Source organism: Metabacillus dongyingensis, assembly GCF_019933155.2.
Taxonomy (GTDB): Bacteria; Bacillota; Bacilli; order Bacillales; family Bacillaceae; genus Bacillus_P; species Bacillus_P dongyingensis.
The window spans coordinates 1-17610 of sequence record NZ_CP082944.1 but is presented as its reverse complement, the minus strand read 5'-3'; the positions used below and the strand labels follow the sequence as shown (position 1 = coordinate 17610).

The following is a 17610-nucleotide window of genomic DNA, read 5'->3' as shown; positions in this document are numbered from 1 at the left end:
TGCTTCCAACCTCCTAACTGCCCTTTGTCCTTTTATTTTTTCCATACAAAAAAGAACAGCATCTCTGCTGTTCTTTTTTTTGCGTGCCTGGCAACGTCCTACTCTCACAGGGGGAAACCCCCAACTACCATCGGCGCTAAAGAGCTTAACTTCCGTGTTCGGCATGGGAACGGGTGTGACCTCTTTGCCATCATCACCAGACAATATGCAATTAGAAAGAGTTATTCTTTCAAAACTAAATAACGTATGATAACAAGTTTCACTCAGGTTTTACACTTTATTAGACTGTGGTTAAGTCCTCGAACGATTAGTATCTGTCAGCTCCACACGTCACCGCGCTTCCACCTCAGACCTATCAACCTGATCATCTTTCAGGGTTCTTACTCACTAATGTGATGGGAAATCTCATCTTGAGGGGGGCTTCATGCTTAGATGCTTTCAGCACTTATCCCTTCCGCACATAGCTACCCAGCGATGCCTTTGGCAAGACAACTGGTACACCAGCGGTGCGTCCATCCCGGTCCTCTCGTACTAAGGACAGCTCCTCTCAAATTTCCTGCGCCCACGACGGATAGGGACCGAACTGTCTCACGACGTTCTGAACCCAGCTCGCGTACCGCTTTAATGGGCGAACAGCCCAACCCTTGGGACCGACTACAGCCCCAGGATGCGATGAGCCGACATCGAGGTGCCAAACCTCCCCGTCGATGTGGACTCTTGGGGGAGATAAGCCTGTTATCCCCGGGGTAGCTTTTATCCGTTGAGCGATGGCCCTTCCATGCGGAACCACCGGATCACTAAGCCCGACTTTCGTCCCTGCTCGACTTGTAGGTCTCGCAGTCAAGCTCCCTTGTGCCTTTACACTCTGCGAATGATTTCCAACCATTCTGAGGGAACCTTTGGGCGCCTCCGTTACATTTTAGGAGGCGACCGCCCCAGTCAAACTGCCCACCTGACACTGTCTCCCAGCCCGATCAGGGCTGTGGGTTAGAATTTCAATACAGCAAGGGTAGTATCCCACCAATGCCTCCACCGAAGCTGGCGCTCCGGCTTCCAAGGCTCCTACCTATCCTGTACAAGCTGTACCAAAATTCAATATCAGGCTACAGTAAAGCTCCACGGGGTCTTTCCGTCCTGTCGCGGGTAACCTGCATCTTCACAGGTACTATAATTTCACCGAGTCTCTCGTTGAGACAGTGCCCAGATCGTTACGCCTTTCGTGCGGGTCGGAACTTACCCGACAAGGAATTTCGCTACCTTAGGACCGTTATAGTTACGGCCGCCGTTTACTGGGGCTTCAATTCAAAGCTTCGCTTGCGCTAACCTCTCCTCTTAACCTTCCAGCACCGGGCAGGCGTCAGCCCCTATACTTCGCCTTGCGGCTTCGCAGAGACCTGTGTTTTTGCTAAACAGTCGCCTGGGCCTATTCACTGCGGCTTTTCAGGGCTATGAACCCTAAAAAGCACCCCTTCTCCCGAAGTTACGGGGTCATTTTGCCGAGTTCCTTAACGAGAGTTCTCTCGCTCACCTTAGGATTCTCTCCTCGCCTACCTGTGTCGGTTTGCGGTACGGGCACCTCTCACCTCGCTAGAGGCTTTTCTTGGCAGTGTGGAATCAGGAACTTCGGTACTAAATTTCCCTCGCCATCACAGCTCAGCCTTTATGAGAAGCGGATTTGCCTACTTCTCAGCCTAACTGCTTGGACGCGCATATCCAACAGCGCGCTTGCCCTATCCTCCTGCGTCCCCCCATTGCTCAAATGGTGAGGAGGTGGTACAGGAATATCAACCTGTTGTCCATCGCCTACGCCTTTCGGCCTCGGCTTAGGTCCCGACTAACCCTGAGCGGACGAGCCTTCCTCAGGAAACCTTAGGCATTCGGTGGAGGGGATTCTCACCCCTCTTTCGCTACTCATACCGGCATTCTCACTTCTAAGCGCTCCACCAGTCCTTACGGTCTAGCTTCAACGCCCTTAGAACGCTCTCCTACCACTGTTCGTAAGAACAGTCCACAGCTTCGGTGATACGTTTAGCCCCGGTACATTTTCGGCGCAGAGTCACTCGACCAGTGAGCTATTACGCACTCTTTAAATGGTGGCTGCTTCTAAGCCAACATCCTGGTTGTCTAAGCAACTCCACATCCTTTTCCACTTAACGTATACTTTGGGACCTTAGCTGGTGGTCTGGGCTGTTTCCCTCTTGACTACGGATCTTATCACTCGCAGTCTGACTCCCAAGGAGCAAGTCTTTGGCATTCGGAGTTTGACTGAATTCGGTAACCCGATGAGGGCCCCTAGTCCAATCAGTGCTCTACCTCCAAGACTCTCATACTTGAGGCTAGCCCTAAAGCTATTTCGGAGAGAACCAGCTATCTCCAGGTTCGATTGGAATTTCTCCGCTACCCACACCTCATCCCCGCACTTTTCAACGTGCGTGGGTTCGGGCCTCCATTCAGTGTTACCTGAACTTCACCCTGGACATGGGTAGATCACCTGGTTTCGGGTCTACGACCACGTACTAAAACGCCCTATTCAGACTCGCTTTCGCTGCGGCTCCGTCTCATCAACTTAACCTTGCACGGGATCGTAACTCGCCGGTTCATTCTACAAAAGGCACGCCATCACCCATTAACGGGCTCTGACTACTTGTAAGCACACGGTTTCAGGATCTTTTCACTCCCCTTCCGGGGTGCTTTTCACCTTTCCCTCACGGTACTGGTTCACTATCGGTCACTAGGGAGTATTTAGCCTTGGGAGATGGTCCTCCCTGCTTCCGACGGGATTTCTCGTGTCCCGCCGTACTCAGGATCCACTCTGGAGGGAACGAAGTTTCGACTACAGGGTTATTACCTTCTCTGACGGACCTTTCCAGGTCGCTTCATCTACCCCGTTCCTTTGTAACTCCGTATAGAGTGTCCTACAACCCCAAGAGGCAAGCCTCTTGGTTTGGGCTAATTCCGTTTCGCTCGCCGCTACTTGGGAAATCGCGTTTGCTTTCTCTTCCTCCGGGTACTTAGATGTTTCAGTTCCCCGGGTCTGCCTTCATTATCCTATGTATTCAGATAAAGATACTGTTCCATTACGAACAGTGGGTTTCCCCATTCGGAAATCTCTGGATCAAAGCTTACTTACAGCTCCCCAAAGCATATCGGTGTTAGTCCCGTCCTTCATCGGCTCCTAGTGCCAAGGCATCCACCGTGCGCCCTTCATAACTTAACCTAAATGGTCAACCGCATCATAAGATGCGTTTCGCATTTCGTTGTTTGTTTAGACATAAATGTCTAGAAAATCACTAATTATGGTAAGCGTAAATCTCAGTGAATTACTTGTTATCAATTACGTTATCTAGTTTTCAAAGAACAACTTCTTGGTGGAGCCTAGCGGGATCGAACCGCTGACCTCCTGCGTGCAAGGCAGGCGCTCTCCCAGCTGAGCTAAGGCCCCATATGAATTTAAGAGATGGTGGGCCTAAATGGACTCGAACCATCGACCTCACGCTTATCAGGCGTGCGCTCTAACCAGCTGAGCTATAGGCCCATCTCACAAGTGTGAATAAAAGAATATTTTTGACGTACAAAAAAGTACGCGCAAATGATTCCTCGCTTACTTCTAAAGTAAACTCGCTATTCACTTAGAGGGAACAAAGTTCTCTCAAAACTAAACAAAAACCAAAAGCGTCCTCATATCTTCCTTAGAAAGGAGGTGATCCAGCCGCACCTTCCGATACGGCTACCTTGTTACGACTTCACCCCAATCATCTACCCCACCTTAGGCGGCTGGCTCCTTGCGGTTACCCCACCGACTTCGGGTGTTGCAAACTCTCGTGGTGTGACGGGCGGTGTGTACAAGGCCCGGGAACGTATTCACCGCGGCATGCTGATCCGCGATTACTAGCGATTCCAGCTTCATGCAGGCGAGTTGCAGCCTGCAATCCGAACTGAGAATGGTTTTATGGGATTGGCTAAACCTCGCGGTCTCGCAGCCCTTTGTACCATCCATTGTAGCACGTGTGTAGCCCAGGTCATAAGGGGCATGATGATTTGACGTCATCCCCACCTTCCTCCGGTTTGTCACCGGCAGTCACCTTAGAGTGCCCAACTGAATGCTGGCAACTAAGATCAAGGGTTGCGCTCGTTGCGGGACTTAACCCAACATCTCACGACACGAGCTGACGACAACCATGCACCACCTGTCACTTTGTCCCCCGAAGGGGAACCTTCTATCTCTAGAAGTGGCAAAGGATGTCAAGACCTGGTAAGGTTCTTCGCGTTGCTTCGAATTAAACCACATGCTCCACCGCTTGTGCGGGCCCCCGTCAATTCCTTTGAGTTTCAGTCTTGCGACCGTACTCCCCAGGCGGAGTGCTTAATGCGTTAGCTGCAGCACTAAAGGGCGGAAACCCTCTAACACTTAGCACTCATCGTTTACGGCGTGGACTACCAGGGTATCTAATCCTGTTCGCTCCCCACGCTTTCGCGCCTCAGCGTCAGTTACAGACCAGAGAGTCGCCTTCGCCACTGGTGTTCCTCCACATCTCTACGCATTTCACCGCTACACGTGGAATTCCACTCTCCTCTTCTGCACTCAAGTTTCCCAGTTTCCAATGACCCTCCCCGGTTGAGCCGGGGGCTTTCACATCAGACTTAAGAAACCGCCTGCGCGCGCTTTACGCCCAATAATTCCGGACAACGCTTGCCACCTACGTATTACCGCGGCTGCTGGCACGTAGTTAGCCGTGGCTTTCTGGTTAGGTACCGTCAAGGTGCGAGCAGTTACTCTCGCACTTGTTCTTCCCTAACAACAGAGTTTTACGATCCGAAAACCTTCATCACTCACGCGGCGTTGCTCCGTCAGACTTTCGTCCATTGCGGAAGATTCCCTACTGCTGCCTCCCGTAGGAGTCTGGGCCGTGTCTCAGTCCCAGTGTGGCCGATCACCCTCTCAGGTCGGCTACGCATCGTTGCCTTGGTGAGCCATTACCTCACCAACTAGCTAATGCGCCGCGGGCCCATCTGTAAGTGACAGCCGAAACCGTCTTTCCAACTTGAACCATGCGGTTCAAGATACTATCCGGTATTAGCTCCGGTTTCCCGGAGTTATCCCAGTCTTACAGGCAGGTTGCCCACGTGTTACTCACCCGTCCGCCGCTGACCTCCGAAGAGGTCCGCTCGACTTGCATGTATTAGGCACGCCGCCAGCGTTCGTCCTGAGCCAGGATCAAACTCTCCGAAGAAAATTTGTGACTCAATTTGTTGCTGACTTCAAAAATTTAAAACGTTTGGTACGCTTTTGGTTTTGTTTAGTTTTCAAAGAACTTATTGTGTCGCACTCTCTCGAAGCGACCCTTTTAATATACCATTTCTACCGAGTTAATGTCAATCATTTTTTTAAGAAATAATTTTCGTTAACTGCTTTATGTAGAAGGTTTGTTACTGACTTATAGAAGTATATCAGCATCTATTAAAATATGCAATAAGAAAAGAGCAAAAAGTTTGCTCTTAAATGATCTCTTCAATAAAAAGGTGTCTTTGTTCTTTCAGCGAAAGAATTTCCTCTGTTTCTTCTATCTTTACAAGTGGCCTGGTCGGATATTGATCTTCTATAAAAACGATCTCTGCTATTCTGCCGTCTGACAATCTGATATTTGTGCCTGAACTTAGTTTTAGTAGACCTTTCTTCAATTCGTTCAATGCTGTCAGATCAAATTTACCAAACTCATCTTGCATGAGCAGTTCTAGAGCTTTAAAAGGAGATTGTTTGCTTCTATGCGGTCTTTCGGAGACCATTGCCTGATACGCATGAGCAAGAGCCGCTATTTTGCCGAATACATGAAGCTGATCAGCCTTCGCTCCCAGAGGGTACCCGCTCCCGTCAAGCCGTTCATGATGCTGCAGCACTCCAAGCCTAACAGCCTCTTTCAAAGAAACGATATTTTTAAGCATTTTGTAGCTGTAAACAGGATGCTGCTTTATTTCTTTAAACTCTTTGTCAGTGAGAGCTGTCTTTTTAGTCAGAAATCCTTGTTCTATTTTTGTCATGCCGCAGTCACAGAGAAGACCTGCCATAGCGACCTGTATCGTATCACCATAAGAAAAGCCCATACTCTTTCCCAAATAAGCGCTTACTAAGGCTGCTGATACTGAATGGTGGTAAAGATGGTCATCATGTTTTGTATAATTGTAGGTCTTAAATATTTCATGGGGCTCTTTCAGTCCCTCCTCTGCAGCAGGAATTAATAGATTTCTGATTTTCGAGATATCAACTAATGCACCGGATTGCCAGTCAAGATACAATTGCTTAAAGGCAAGTACAGCGTTTATATACAATTCCTCAAAATCATTGCTTTGTTTTATTTCTGCTGTTTTTTCACTAAGAGAAGATTCCAGTAGTGCCCCATCAGGTTTAAAAGCATATCCATTTTCAAGGTATGGCTCTACATCAACTTCATCTATTAAAAAAGCCTGCAGGATTTGCAGAAGATCTTGATCTAAGATTGTTTGTCTTCGCATTAACGGTTTGGACGATTTGGAAAATACGTCTTTTGACAGAATGCATCCTTCAGATAGCTGATTAATATGGACTCTCATATGAAAACCTCCCAACCATATTATAAACGATTCCATTTAGTAAAAAATGGTTTTCGGAAATAAATAAAGGCTGTGCTCGAAATGATTATTGCTTTCCGTATATAAACCGATCACATTCTAAGTTTCCTATCGCACTCTTATCAAGGAATAAACAGATACTGAAGTTAATTAGTTCCCAAGCCGATCTTTTACTGACAAATGCAAGCAACAAAGTTGCGAAAAGAGCATGAAAAAAGACATAGCTTTTTGGGCTATGTCTTTCATTTGCTTATTCTTCAGAATCTGGTTCATCAGAGATGGAGTCTTCGACAGAATTTTCTTCAGTTGAGTTTTGTTCTGCAGATGAATCTTCCAGTGACCCTTCTTCATTCTCCAAAAGCTCATCATCTTCCGGTTCGAGCTCTTCTTTTTCTACGACAGCAACAGTTGCAACATGCTCTTCGTCACCAAGTTTAATCAGCTTAACACCTTGTGTATTACGGCCGGTTGTAGAGATACTGTCAATAGCCATCCGGATAAGAACGCCGCTTGCTGTAATCAGCATGAGGTCCTCTTCTCCTGTAGAAGGCTTAACAGAAATCACTGTACCATTTTTCTCCGTGACGTTACATGTTTTAATTCCTTTACCGCCTCTGCTTTGAATCCGATATTCAGCGGCGGGCGTTCGTTTCCCGAATCCATTTCGGGTTACGACAAGAACATCGACATCTTCTTCAAGGATTTCCATTCCGACAACTTCATCGTCAGAGTCGAGTGTAATCCCTTTTACACCAGTCGCGGTACGTCCCATTGAACGCACATCTGTTTCAGGGAAACGAATCAGCATTCCTTTTTTCGTGCCGATCATGATGTGCTTTGTTCCATCTGTTAAACGGACGGAAATCAGTTCATCGTTTTCACGCAGGTTAACTGCGATCAAGCCGCCTTTTCTTATATTTGCAAATTGAGTAAGAGGTGAACGTTTAGATATTCCTTCTTTTGTTGTAAAGAATAACGACCAATCATCAACGAATTCAGAAACAGGAATGATGGCATTCACCCATTCGCCTTTTTCTATTTCCAGAAGGTTAATAATCGGAAGCCCTTTAGCTGTTCTTCCGTACTCTGGAATTTCATACCCTTTTGCACGGTAAACCTTCCCTTTATTAGTAAAGAAAAGAATCGTGTCATGAGTAGATGTTGTTAAAAGATGTTCTACGAAATCATCCTCATTCGTCCCCATACCCTGAATCCCTCTGCCTCCGCGGCGCTGGCTGCGGTAGGTTGAGATAGGCAGTCTCTTAATATAGCCATTATGAGTAAGAGTAATAACGATATTTTCAACAGGAATCAGATCTTCATCTTCGATCATTTCAATTCCGCCGGATACAATTTCTGTGCGGCGCACATCGTTAAAACGATCTTTAATTTCTTCTAATTCCTCGCGGATAATTTCAAGGACTTTTTCTTCGTCTGCCAGGATTGCTTTTAATTCTGCAATCAGCTGTACAAGTCCCTGGTATTCTTCTTCGATTTTCTCTCTTTCAAGTCCTGTTAAACGCTGCAGACGCATATCAAGAATCGCCTGTGCCTGTTTTTCAGAAAGGGAGAAATTATCCATCAGGCCTTGACGCGCAATATCAGTTGTCTGAGAGCTGCGGATCAGGGCGATCACTTCATCCAGGTGATCCAATGCAATTCTCAAACCCTCTAAAATATGCGCACGTGCTTCCGCTTTGCGAAGTTCAAACGCTGTACGGCGGCGGATAATAACCTTCTGATGATCCAGATAGTATACTAAGAACTGTTTAAGGTTCAATACTTGAGGCTGGCCATTTACAAGTGCGAGCATATTGATGCCGAAGCTTGTCTGAAGGGCAGTCTGTTTGTATAGATTATTTAAAAGAACATTTGAATTGGCATCTTTGCGCACTTCAATAACGATGCGCATTCCGTTGCGGTCTGATTCATCGCGCAGATCGGTGATACCTTCAATTTTCTTGTCACGCACAAGCTCAGCAATTTTTTCAATTAACTTCGCTTTATTTACCTGATAAGGAAGTTCTCTTACGATAATGACTTCTTTACCTGATGCCTTTTCCTCTATTTCCACTTTAGCCCGGATTGTAATAGATCCGCGGCCTGTTTCATAAGCTTTGCGAATTCCGCTTCGGCCAATAATCTGACCAGCTGTCGGGAAATCCGGCCCCGGAATGATTTCCATCAGCTCAGGAATGCTCACATCCGGATCTTTACTTACAGCAAGTACACCGTCGATGACTTCTCCCAGCTGATGTGGAGGGATATTTGTTGCCATGCCGACTGCGATACCCGCTGCGCCGTTTACGAGCAAATTAGGGTATCGGGACGGAAGGACAACCGGCTCTCGTTCTGAACCGTCATAGTTGTCCTGATAGTCGATTGTATCTTTATTGATATCGCGAATAAGTTCCATCGCAATTTTGGACATGCGCGCCTCTGTATAACGCATAGCCGCGGCTCCGTCGCCATCGACTGAACCGAAGTTGCCATGTCCATCTACAAGCATATATCGGAAGTTGAAATTTTGTGCCATGCGGACCATTGAATCATAAACAGCACTGTCACCATGAGGGTGATACTTACCGATAACTTCCCCGACGATACGGGCAGATTTCTTAAACGGTTTATCAGATGTCATCCCTAAATCATTCATCGCATATAAAATACGGCGGTGAACAGGCTTTAACCCGTCACGAACATCGGGAAGCGCACGCGAAACAATAACACTCATCGCATAATCCAAAAAAGATGAGCGCATTTCATGACTAATATTAATCTCTTTTACTTGAGGGGTTTTATTTTCTTCCATGTTTGAACCTCCCTAATCTATATAGCTATATAGCTCCAGCCAGAAAAGCGGAAGCGCCTTGTTTAACCGAGAATCCAGGCGCTGGAGCTTGACAAAGATGCGCAAATTTTTATACTTTCTTATCTCAAAAAAAAACGGGAGCTAAAGGTCTCCGGAAACTTTTGATCTTTCAAATCTTGTTGACAATATATCAAACTGATTATGTATGGCTGAATAAAATTAAATAATAGCCTACTCTCCATTATATCAATAAACCTATGACATTACACGTCAAATTCAGATAAAAATACGATTCAATCAAAGAATCCCTGCCTGTTGAGGCAAGGATTCTAGTTTTGTGATTCTTTTAATTCAGTATAGACAACCATTCTTTCTTCATGCGCACGAACTTCTTGATTAAATATACCTGTGCATGTAATTAAACCTGAGTTTGCTTGAGTTACCTTAAGGACTGATATCTCTACCAAAAAGGGTACAATTCCTTCTCTATCTTCTTTTAATTTCATACTTTCCGGGGACGATAGAATTTATTTATTTATCAGAATTATCCTTTGTGTCGTCTGCCTCATCTGTACTGAGATCCGTCTTATCCCCCTTTTTTTGCATGCTGCTCTGAACTTGCACAGCCGGAATGCATAAGGAGGAATATAAGAAGGTTTACCAGCAATTTCATCAGATGATATTCTCTTTTCTCACCCTTGTTTGGATAGAAAAAAGAGGACATCTCTGCCCCCTTGCTTCATCCTGCTTAGTTATTTACAGATTTCCTGCGAGCAATTATTGCAATCACAGCGGAAGCCAGGATAAATCCAAAAAAGCTCCATAAAATTGCACTGCTGTTTGTTTCGCTTATTCCGCCCATACCTGTTTTAGGCATATCAGATGGTTTTTTGCCTTCGAATTTTTCAGGGAACTGATCAACAATCGCGTCAGACATTGCTTGGCCTACTCTAAACATATGCGTGTATGCAACATGAATATTTTCATAAGCTGCAGGATATTTTTTGCCGGTATAGCTTTTGAATGCATTCAGCAATTGTTCAATATGCTCTTTGAGGCCCGCCTCAAGGTCAGCCGCTTTTAAGCGTCCCTCTGGATCATATTTCAAAACTTGTTTTCACAAAAAGAAAAAAACATCCTTACCGGATGTTTTTCGGCTGTTACCAGTAATAAGGGTAGTACGGATATGGATACGGCGGATAGTACGGATAATACGGATAGCCATAACCAAATCCAGGAGTTAATAATGCTCCTGCTGCAAGCCCTCCAATAAACCCAGTTGCAAACGGAAATCCAAAACCCGGTCTTCCAAAACCAAACCCGGGTCTGCCGAATCCAAATCCAGGTCTTCCAAAACCAAATGGACGCCGTAAGTCTCCTTGATTATAAAATGGCTGATTATTCATCTTTACGCCTCCTGCTTAGATAAATTGCCTACTTACTATAAAAAGATATGCGGGACAACTTTAAAAGTAGTGGGCTCTTTGCGAATTCATAAGCAGGAGAAAAAAAAGAACAGGCAAAGCACGAATTCTGCTTTCCTGTTCTTTTTGATTAAGCTGTATTTCCGAATCTGAATTTCTTGCTAGATATCCAGATTTTTTACGTATTGAGCATTGCCTTCAATGAAATTTCGGCGGGGCTCTACTTTGTCACCCATTAGGATGTCAAATGTTTCGTCTGCTTCCATCGCATCTTCTAAAGTAACTTGAAGGAATGTTCTTGTGTTGGGGTCCATCGTTGTTTCCCAAAGCTGCTCAGGGTTCATTTCCCCAAGACCTTTGTAGCGCTGGATGCCCGGTTTTGGATTAGCCGGCAGTTCTGCCATCAGCTTCTCCATTTCTCTGTCGTTGTATGCATACTCAATTCGTTTACCCTGCTGCACTTTATATAAAGGCGGCTGCGCAATGTAGACAAATCCATTTTCAATGATTTGACGCATGTAGCGGTAGAAGAATGTGAGCAGAAGCGTCCGGATATGGGCGCCATCCACGTCAGCATCAGTCATGATAACTATTTTATGATAACGCGCCTTTGATATATCGAAATCCTCTGCAATACCTGTTCCGAGAGCAGTGATAATAGTACGGATCTCGTTATTGGAAAGAATTTTATCCAGCCGTGCTTTTTCAACATTTATAATTTTCCCTCTAAGCGGAAGGATTGCCTGGAAATGACGGTCACGGCCTTGTTTTGCAGAACCTCCCGCAGAATCACCCTCAACGACATATAATTCAGAAATAGCAGGGTCTTTAGAAGAACAGTCTGCAAGTTTACCCGGCAAGTTCGAAATTTCAAGTGCGCTTTTGCGGCGTGTTAATTCACGTGCTTTTTTTGCTGCAAGGCGGGCTCTCGATGCCATTAATCCTTTTTCCAGGATTTTCTTGGCTGTTGAAGGGTTTTCCAATAAAAACTTCTCAAAACCTTCTGCAAAAAGATTATCAGTAACCGTTCGTGTTTCCGAGTTGCCTAATTTTGTTTTGGTTTGTCCTTCAAACTGCGGGTCAGGATGCTTAACAGAGATAATCGCAGTTATTCCTTCACGGACATCATCACCCGTCAGATTGGCATCATTTTCTTTAAATGCGCCATTTTTACGGGCATAGTCATTAATTACTCGAGTAAGAGCTGTTTTAAATCCAGCTTCATGAGTTCCGCCTTCATACGTATGAATATTGTTGGCAAAAGAATAAATATTGCTTGTGTAAGAATCATTGTATTGCAAGGCAACCTCAACTGTAATGCCATCCTTTGCGCCTTCCATATAGACAGGCTCTTCATGTATGACTTCACGTGTACGGTTTAAATGCTCGACATATGACTTAATTCCGCCCTCGTATAAGTATTCCTTTTTGCGTTTATTTTCGCGTTTATCTTCGATCGTAATTTTAATATTACGGTTTAAGAAAGCTAATTCTCTTAAGCGATTTGCAAGGGTGTCAAAGTCATATTCAACCGTTTCCGTGAAAATTTCCGGATCAGGGCAAAAGTGAGTGGTCGTCCCTGTTAGTTCACTTTCTCCTATGACTTCCAAATCACCAGCAGGAACACCGCGCTCGAATTTTTGATAATGAATTTTGCCTTCACGGTAAACAGTTACCTCAAGGACTGTCGAAAGCGCGTTAACTACAGATGCACCAACGCCATGCAGTCCGCCTGATACTTTGTAGCCTCCGCCGCCGAACTTACCTCCGGCATGGAGAACGGTCATGATGACTTCAACCGCAGGGCGTCCCATCTTTTCATGAATCCCGACCGGAATACCGCGGCCATTGTCTTTTACGGTAATGCTGTTATCTTCTTCAACAATAATGTTAATTTCGTCACAGTAACCAGCAAGCGCTTCGTCAATACTGTTATCAACAATTTCCCAAACGAGATGGTGAAGACCTTTCGCTGCTGTTGATCCAATATACATCCCAGGACGTTTCCGGACAGCTTCTAAGCCTTCTAATACTTGTATTTGGTTTTCATCATAAGTTTGCTGTTCGACTTGTTTTTGTTCCATCGCCACTATGATCACCTACACTTTTCTTAAGGGCTTATAAAAATTATTGGGAATGATTTTTGAATGGTTCATCCGCAACCATTTCTATGTCAAATGTGAATTTCGCGCGTTTTTTCAACGTGCCTGAAGCAAGAGGGGAAAAATAGATTTTATCTGTGGTTACAACAATAGACTTTGTCTCGCCGCTCGCAAGCTTGACTGTATGATTCTGATGTTTTTCTAAAAACTCACTGACTATGCCGGATGTTTTTGAAGATTGATGATCAACAATCATGACAACTTCTTTTGAGGGAATCACAAAATTGTCTCCCAGGTGAATATACAAGAAAAACCACCTCTTTTCAGCGTGTCAGCCAGCCTTTTGCAACACGGTATGTCGTTGCTTCTTTCAGCGTCTGATGGTCAATGCCTTCAACACTTGTTGTAGTAACAAATGTCTGCACTTTCCCCTGAATCGTATTTAATAAATGCGATTGTCTGTAATCGTCGAGTTCTGATAAAACATCATCGAGAAGCAAAATCGGGTATTCTCCAATTTCCTCATGGATCAATTCGATTTCTGCAAGCTTCAGCGATAGTGCGGTTGTCCGCTGCTGTCCCTGAGAACCGAATGTCTGCACATCGCGCCCATTCACAAAAAATAAGAGATCATCTCTGTGGGGACCAGCTAGTGTTGCGCCGCGCTCGATTTCTCTATCTTTTATTTTATCAAATTTCTCTTCATATGCTTCTATCATTTTCGACAAACTTGCCTCTTCTGATACATCCACAGATGCTTTATACTCAATTGTTAACGTTTCAAGTCCTCTGCTGATGCCTGTGTGAATCGGCTGGGCCCACTTTTGCAGCTTCTCTATGAACTCAATCCGTTTTAAAATGACTTTTGCGGCAGACTCTGATAGCTGTGAAGTTAGTACGTCAAGCATAGTGCGATCGGTTTGTTTGCGCATCTGCATCTGCTTTAAATACTGATTCCGCTGCAGCATTATTTTTTGAAATCTATTTAAATCATGCAGATAGATAGGAGAAACCTGTCCAATTTCCATATCAATAAAACGTCTTCGGATTTGGGGGCTTCCCTTCACGAGATTGAGATCCTCGGGTGCAAACATAATGACATTCATTGCCCCTACATACTGGCTCAATTTCTGCTGTTCAATATGATTCAGCTTCGCTTTTTTTCCTTTTTTCGAGACAACGAGCTGCATAGCGACAGAGCCGCTGTACTTTTCTACTCTGCCTTCTATTTTAGCATATTCCTTGTCCCAATAGATAAGATCTTTGTCATTTGAGGTGCGATGAGACTTCGCCATGGCTAAAACGTAGATCGCTTCCATCACATTTGTCTTGCCTTGGGCGTTCTCCCCTAAAATAACATTGACCTTATTTTCAAACTCCACGGTAAGCTCTTCATAGTTCCTGTAATTCCGCAGCGTTAATTCTTTGATAAACAAATCCGTTCACCAACTTTAGTTTTTGCTCTTTTTTAAAGAGAGTGTTCATTCAGATATTTAAAATGGCGGACTTTTTAGAAAAGAGCCTTAGTTTTTCACGATGAAAGAGCCAAAGTCTGGAATATCAACCGTATCATCAGCAACCAGTTTTTTTCCGCGGCGGTTTTCAGGCTCGCCATTTACAAAAATCGCATATTCCTGCAAAAACCATTTGGCCATACCGCCTGTCTGAATGACTTCAGCAAGCTTTAAGAACTGTCCAAGCGTAATGTATTCTGTCTCAATTTTTACTGGTTTTATTGCCACTACGGATCGCCTTCTTTCTTTAAGTCTCCAACAGTTAATTTTACTAAACTTCTTTATACTTTAACAATACATAATTAAACCTACCTTTAAAAACTTTGCTTTATATCTGTTCGTTATCAAGAATTGCAGTGTCCGTCTCAGGTGAACAGAAAGCAGGTATAAGGTCCCGTGAATGGAAAAGAAAAGCTGCCAGCTTGTGCCAGCAGCTTGTTTAATTAATACGTTCTGACAGGAAGAATTAACTGGAGAATGGAATCGTCTTCTGGAGTGCGGATCAAAAATGGTCTCATTGCACCCGTAAAGCTGATTTTAATTTCCGTTCCTTCAAGTGCTTTTAATGCATCCATCATATATTTTGCACTGAACGAGATTTTTAATTCTTCTCCTGTTATTTCCTGAGTCTGAACTTCCTCAATTACTTTTCCGATTTCCGGTGTGTTTGAAGAAACTTCTACAATGCCTTCTTCAAGGGTTGAAAACTTAACCACGTTATTTCTTCCTTCTTTCGCAAGAAGGGATGCACGGTCGATGGCTTGAAGGAATTCTTTTGTATTCAGTACCATGTCCGTTTTGCTCTCAGCAGGAATAAGTCTCGTTGTATCTGGATAGTTGCCATCCAATAGCCTTGAGAAGAAAAGTAAATTTTCAGCTTTAAAAAGGACTTGGCTCTCAGTAATGACAATTTCAATTTCATCACTTGTGTCTGCAAGAATTTTGCTTAATTCATTTAAGCTTTTTCCAGGAATAACGACATTATAAGAGCTGTCTGTCTCTGTTTCAATTTTTGCTTTGCGGAGCGCCAGACGGTGACTGTCTGTTGCAATACAGGTTAATTCTCTATTTTCAAGCTTCCAGTTGACCCCTGTCAAAATGGGACGAGTTTCTGAAGTTGAGACGGAGAATACCGTTTGACGGATCATCGTTTTTAATAGATCTGTCGGTACTTTAAAACTATTATGTTCTTCTACTTGCGGCAGATGAGGATATTCTTCTGCATCTAGACCGTTCAGATTAAATTCTGCTTTGCCTGAACGGATGACGGTCATATGATGGCCAAGAACTTCTATTTCTACCGATTCTTTCGGAAGTTTTTTAACGATTTCACTAAAAAAGCGTGCTTGAAGAACGATGCTTCCAGTTTGTTTGATTTCAGCAATTTCTTTGCCGTTTTCTTCTGTAGGAATAAAAGATTCAATGGAGATGTCTGAATCACTTCCTGTAAGTGTGACACCTTCTTCTGTTGCAACAATTTTAATTCCTGTCAAAATCGGGATCGTTGTTCTTGAAGATACAGCCTTCATAACATCTTGAACACTTTGAACTAACCGATCTTTTTGGATGATAAATTTCATTTAGGGAAATCCTCCTTTTTTTCGTATGGGAGCATATTTCATTGAGCCACTTAATATATATATTATTTAAAGAAAAAATAGTAGAAGTACTAGTAGGGCCTGTGGAAATGTGTATAACTCTGTTGACGAAAGGAAACACAGCCTATCCACCTGTGGACAGACTGTGTATGAATCGTGCTTGGTTATTCACATTATCCATATTAATTTTTATAAGTGCAAGCTTTTTTATGAGCCCTTTAGCATGCTTTCGATCTCTTTTAGCTGTTTAACAAGCTGATCATCGGCCTGAAGCAGCTTAGAAATTTTTTCGTGGGCATGAATAACTGTCGTATGATCACGGCCTCCGAATTCTTCGCCAATTTTAGGCAATGAGGAATCCGTTAATTCTCTGGAAAGATACATGGCGATTTGTCTTGGGAACGCCACCGATTTTGTGCGTTTTTTTGCTTTGAAGTCTTCTAATTTTACACTGAAGTGCTGGCCGACCATGCGCTGGATATCAGCAATCGTAATCATTCTCGGCTTAGAGCTTGGAATAATATCCTTTAGAGCCTCAGCTGCCAGATCCGCATTTATATCCTTATTAATTAAAGATGAATAAGCTACAACTCGAATAAGTGCTCCTTCTAGCTCACGAATATTTGAATCGATTTGATTCGCAATGTAAAGCATAACCTCATTCGGAATATCAAGCCCTTCAGCTTTTGCTTTCTTTCTGAGGATGGCGATCCTTGTTTCTAAATCAGGCGGTGTAATATCTGTGATTAAACCCCATTCAAACCTTGAACGAAGACGGTCTTCCAAGGTTGGAATTTCTTTTGGAGGACGGTCGCTTGAGATAACAATTTGCTTGCTTTCTTCATGGAGCGTATTAAACGTATGGAAAAACTCCTCTTGAGTTTGTTCTTTACCCGCAAGAAATTGAATATCATCTATAAGCAGCACGTCGACACTGCGGTATTTGTTGCGGAAGTCTTTCGCTTTGTTGTCGCGAATGCTATTGATAAATTCATTTGTAAACTTTTCTGATGATAAATAAACGACTTTAGCGTTAGGCTTATGGTCAATCACATAGTGGCCAATCGCGTGCATTAAATGCGTTTTTCCAAGTCCGACTCCCCCATAAATAAACAGCGGGTTATAAGCTTTGGCGGGTGCTTCGGCTACAGCAAGAGAAGCTGCATGGGCAAAACGGTTCCCGGATCCGATTACGAATGTGTCAAACGTATATTTCGGATTAAGCATATTTTGCGGAAGCTCGATCTGTTCTTCCTCTTTATTCATCGGCCTTATGGGTGACTTCGGCATAAAATCAACGTCATTCTGATTTTGGGGAATAATAAACTTAATCAGCAGTTCCTCGCCGGTCAGCTCATAAATGGTATTGGCAATTAAATGCAGATACCTGGATTCAAGCCAGTCACGCGCAAATTCATTTGGTGCAGTGATTGTTAATGTATCTCCCTTAAGAGCATGGGCTTTAGTGGATTTAAGCCATGTTTCAAAACTTGGCTTGCTCAGCTTTTTTTCAATTTCTGATAAAGCTTTGCTCCATAATTCATCAATATTCTCCAT

The 17610-nt window shown here is 43.9% G+C and carries 10 protein-coding genes, 2 tRNA genes and 3 rRNA genes; all 15 read right to left on the bottom strand.

Annotated features, from left to right (window positions below; genetic code table 11):
• Positions 1-85: 85 nt before the first annotated feature.
• Positions 86-201: ribosomal RNA gene (gene rrf / locus K8L98_RS00075) — 5S ribosomal RNA — on the bottom strand.
• 86 nt (positions 202-287) lie between these two features.
• Positions 288-3217 (bottom strand): 23S ribosomal RNA (locus tag K8L98_RS00070).
• A gap of 149 nt (positions 3218-3366) precedes the next feature.
• Positions 3367-3442: transfer RNA gene (locus K8L98_RS00065), tRNA-Ala, on the bottom strand.
• A 16-nt stretch (positions 3443-3458) separates the two neighbouring features.
• Positions 3459-3535: transfer RNA gene (locus K8L98_RS00060), tRNA-Ile, on the bottom strand.
• A 158-nt stretch (positions 3536-3693) separates the two neighbouring features.
• Positions 3694-5231, bottom strand: a 16S ribosomal RNA gene (locus K8L98_RS00055).
• The 16S, 23S and 5S rRNA genes sit together here with 2 tRNA genes alongside, the layout of an rRNA operon.
• 265 nt (positions 5232-5496) lie before the next feature.
• Positions 5497-6585: an HD-GYP domain-containing protein gene (locus K8L98_RS00050; RefSeq protein WP_223438844.1), complete on the bottom strand. Its 1089-nt coding sequence runs from the start codon at positions 6583-6585 to the stop codon at positions 5497-5499.
• 268 nt (positions 6586-6853) lie between these two features.
• Entirely contained in the window at positions 6854-9415 is a 2562-nt protein-coding gene (gene gyrA, locus K8L98_RS00045) for a DNA gyrase subunit A (RefSeq protein WP_223438843.1), read from the bottom strand.
• Between the two features lie 748 nt (positions 9416-10163).
• Positions 10164-10523 (bottom strand): hypothetical protein, encoded by a 360-nt coding sequence (locus K8L98_RS00040; protein WP_223438842.1) that lies wholly within the window; start codon positions 10521-10523, stop codon positions 10164-10166.
• 52 nt (positions 10524-10575) lie between these two features.
• Positions 10576-10821, bottom strand: a complete 246-nt coding sequence (locus K8L98_RS00035) for a spore coat protein (protein ID WP_223438841.1) — start codon at positions 10819-10821, stop codon at positions 10576-10578.
• Between the two features lie 179 nt (positions 10822-11000).
• Positions 11001-12923, bottom strand: a complete 1923-nt coding sequence (gyrB, locus tag K8L98_RS00030) for a DNA topoisomerase (ATP-hydrolyzing) subunit B (RefSeq protein WP_223438840.1) — start codon at positions 12921-12923, stop codon at positions 11001-11003.
• Between the two features lie 43 nt (positions 12924-12966).
• Positions 12967-13248, bottom strand: a complete 282-nt coding sequence (gene remB / locus K8L98_RS00025; RefSeq protein WP_223438839.1) for an extracellular matrix regulator RemB — start codon at positions 13246-13248, stop codon at positions 12967-12969.
• A 16-nt stretch (positions 13249-13264) separates the two neighbouring features.
• The gene (recF, locus tag K8L98_RS00020; RefSeq protein WP_223438838.1) at positions 13265-14377 is read right to left on the bottom strand and encodes a DNA replication/repair protein RecF; all 1113 of its coding nucleotides are present in this window, start codon (positions 14375-14377) and stop codon (positions 13265-13267) included.
• A gap of 87 nt (positions 14378-14464) precedes the next feature.
• On the bottom strand, positions 14465-14677 hold the full coding sequence (gene yaaA, locus K8L98_RS00015) for a S4 domain-containing protein YaaA (protein WP_223443758.1): 213 nt from the start codon (positions 14675-14677) through the stop codon (positions 14465-14467).
• 221 nt (positions 14678-14898) lie between these two features.
• Positions 14899-16035, bottom strand: a complete 1137-nt coding sequence (gene dnaN / locus K8L98_RS00010) for a DNA polymerase III subunit beta (RefSeq protein ID WP_223438837.1) — start codon at positions 16033-16035, stop codon at positions 14899-14901.
• A gap of 225 nt (positions 16036-16260) precedes the next feature.
• Complete coding sequence (dnaA, locus tag K8L98_RS00005) at positions 16261-17610, bottom strand: chromosomal replication initiator protein DnaA (protein WP_223438836.1); 1350 nt, start codon at positions 17608-17610, stop codon at positions 16261-16263.

Bases quoted from the DNA above. Each gene is read 5' to 3' on its own strand.
- dnaN (WP_223438837.1), bottom strand. From the start codon at position 16,035: ATGAAATTTATCATCCAAAAAGATCGGTTAGTTCAAAGTGTTCAAGAT.
- gyrB (WP_223438840.1), bottom strand. From the start codon at position 12,923: ATGGAACAAAAACAAGTCGAACAGCAAACTTATGATGAAAACCAAATA.
- gyrA (WP_223438843.1), bottom strand. From the start codon at position 9,415: ATGGAAGAAAATAAAACCCCTCAAGTAAAAGAGATTAATATTAGTCAT.
- K8L98_RS00035 (WP_223438841.1), bottom strand. From the start codon at position 10,821: ATGAATAATCAGCCATTTTATAATCAAGGAGACTTACGGCGTCCATTT.
- K8L98_RS00050 (WP_223438844.1), bottom strand. From the start codon at position 6,585: ATGAGAGTCCATATTAATCAGCTATCTGAAGGATGCATTCTGTCAAAA.
- dnaA (WP_223438836.1), bottom strand. From the start codon at position 17,610: ATGGAGAATATTGATGAATTATGGAGCAAAGCTTTATCAGAAATTGAA.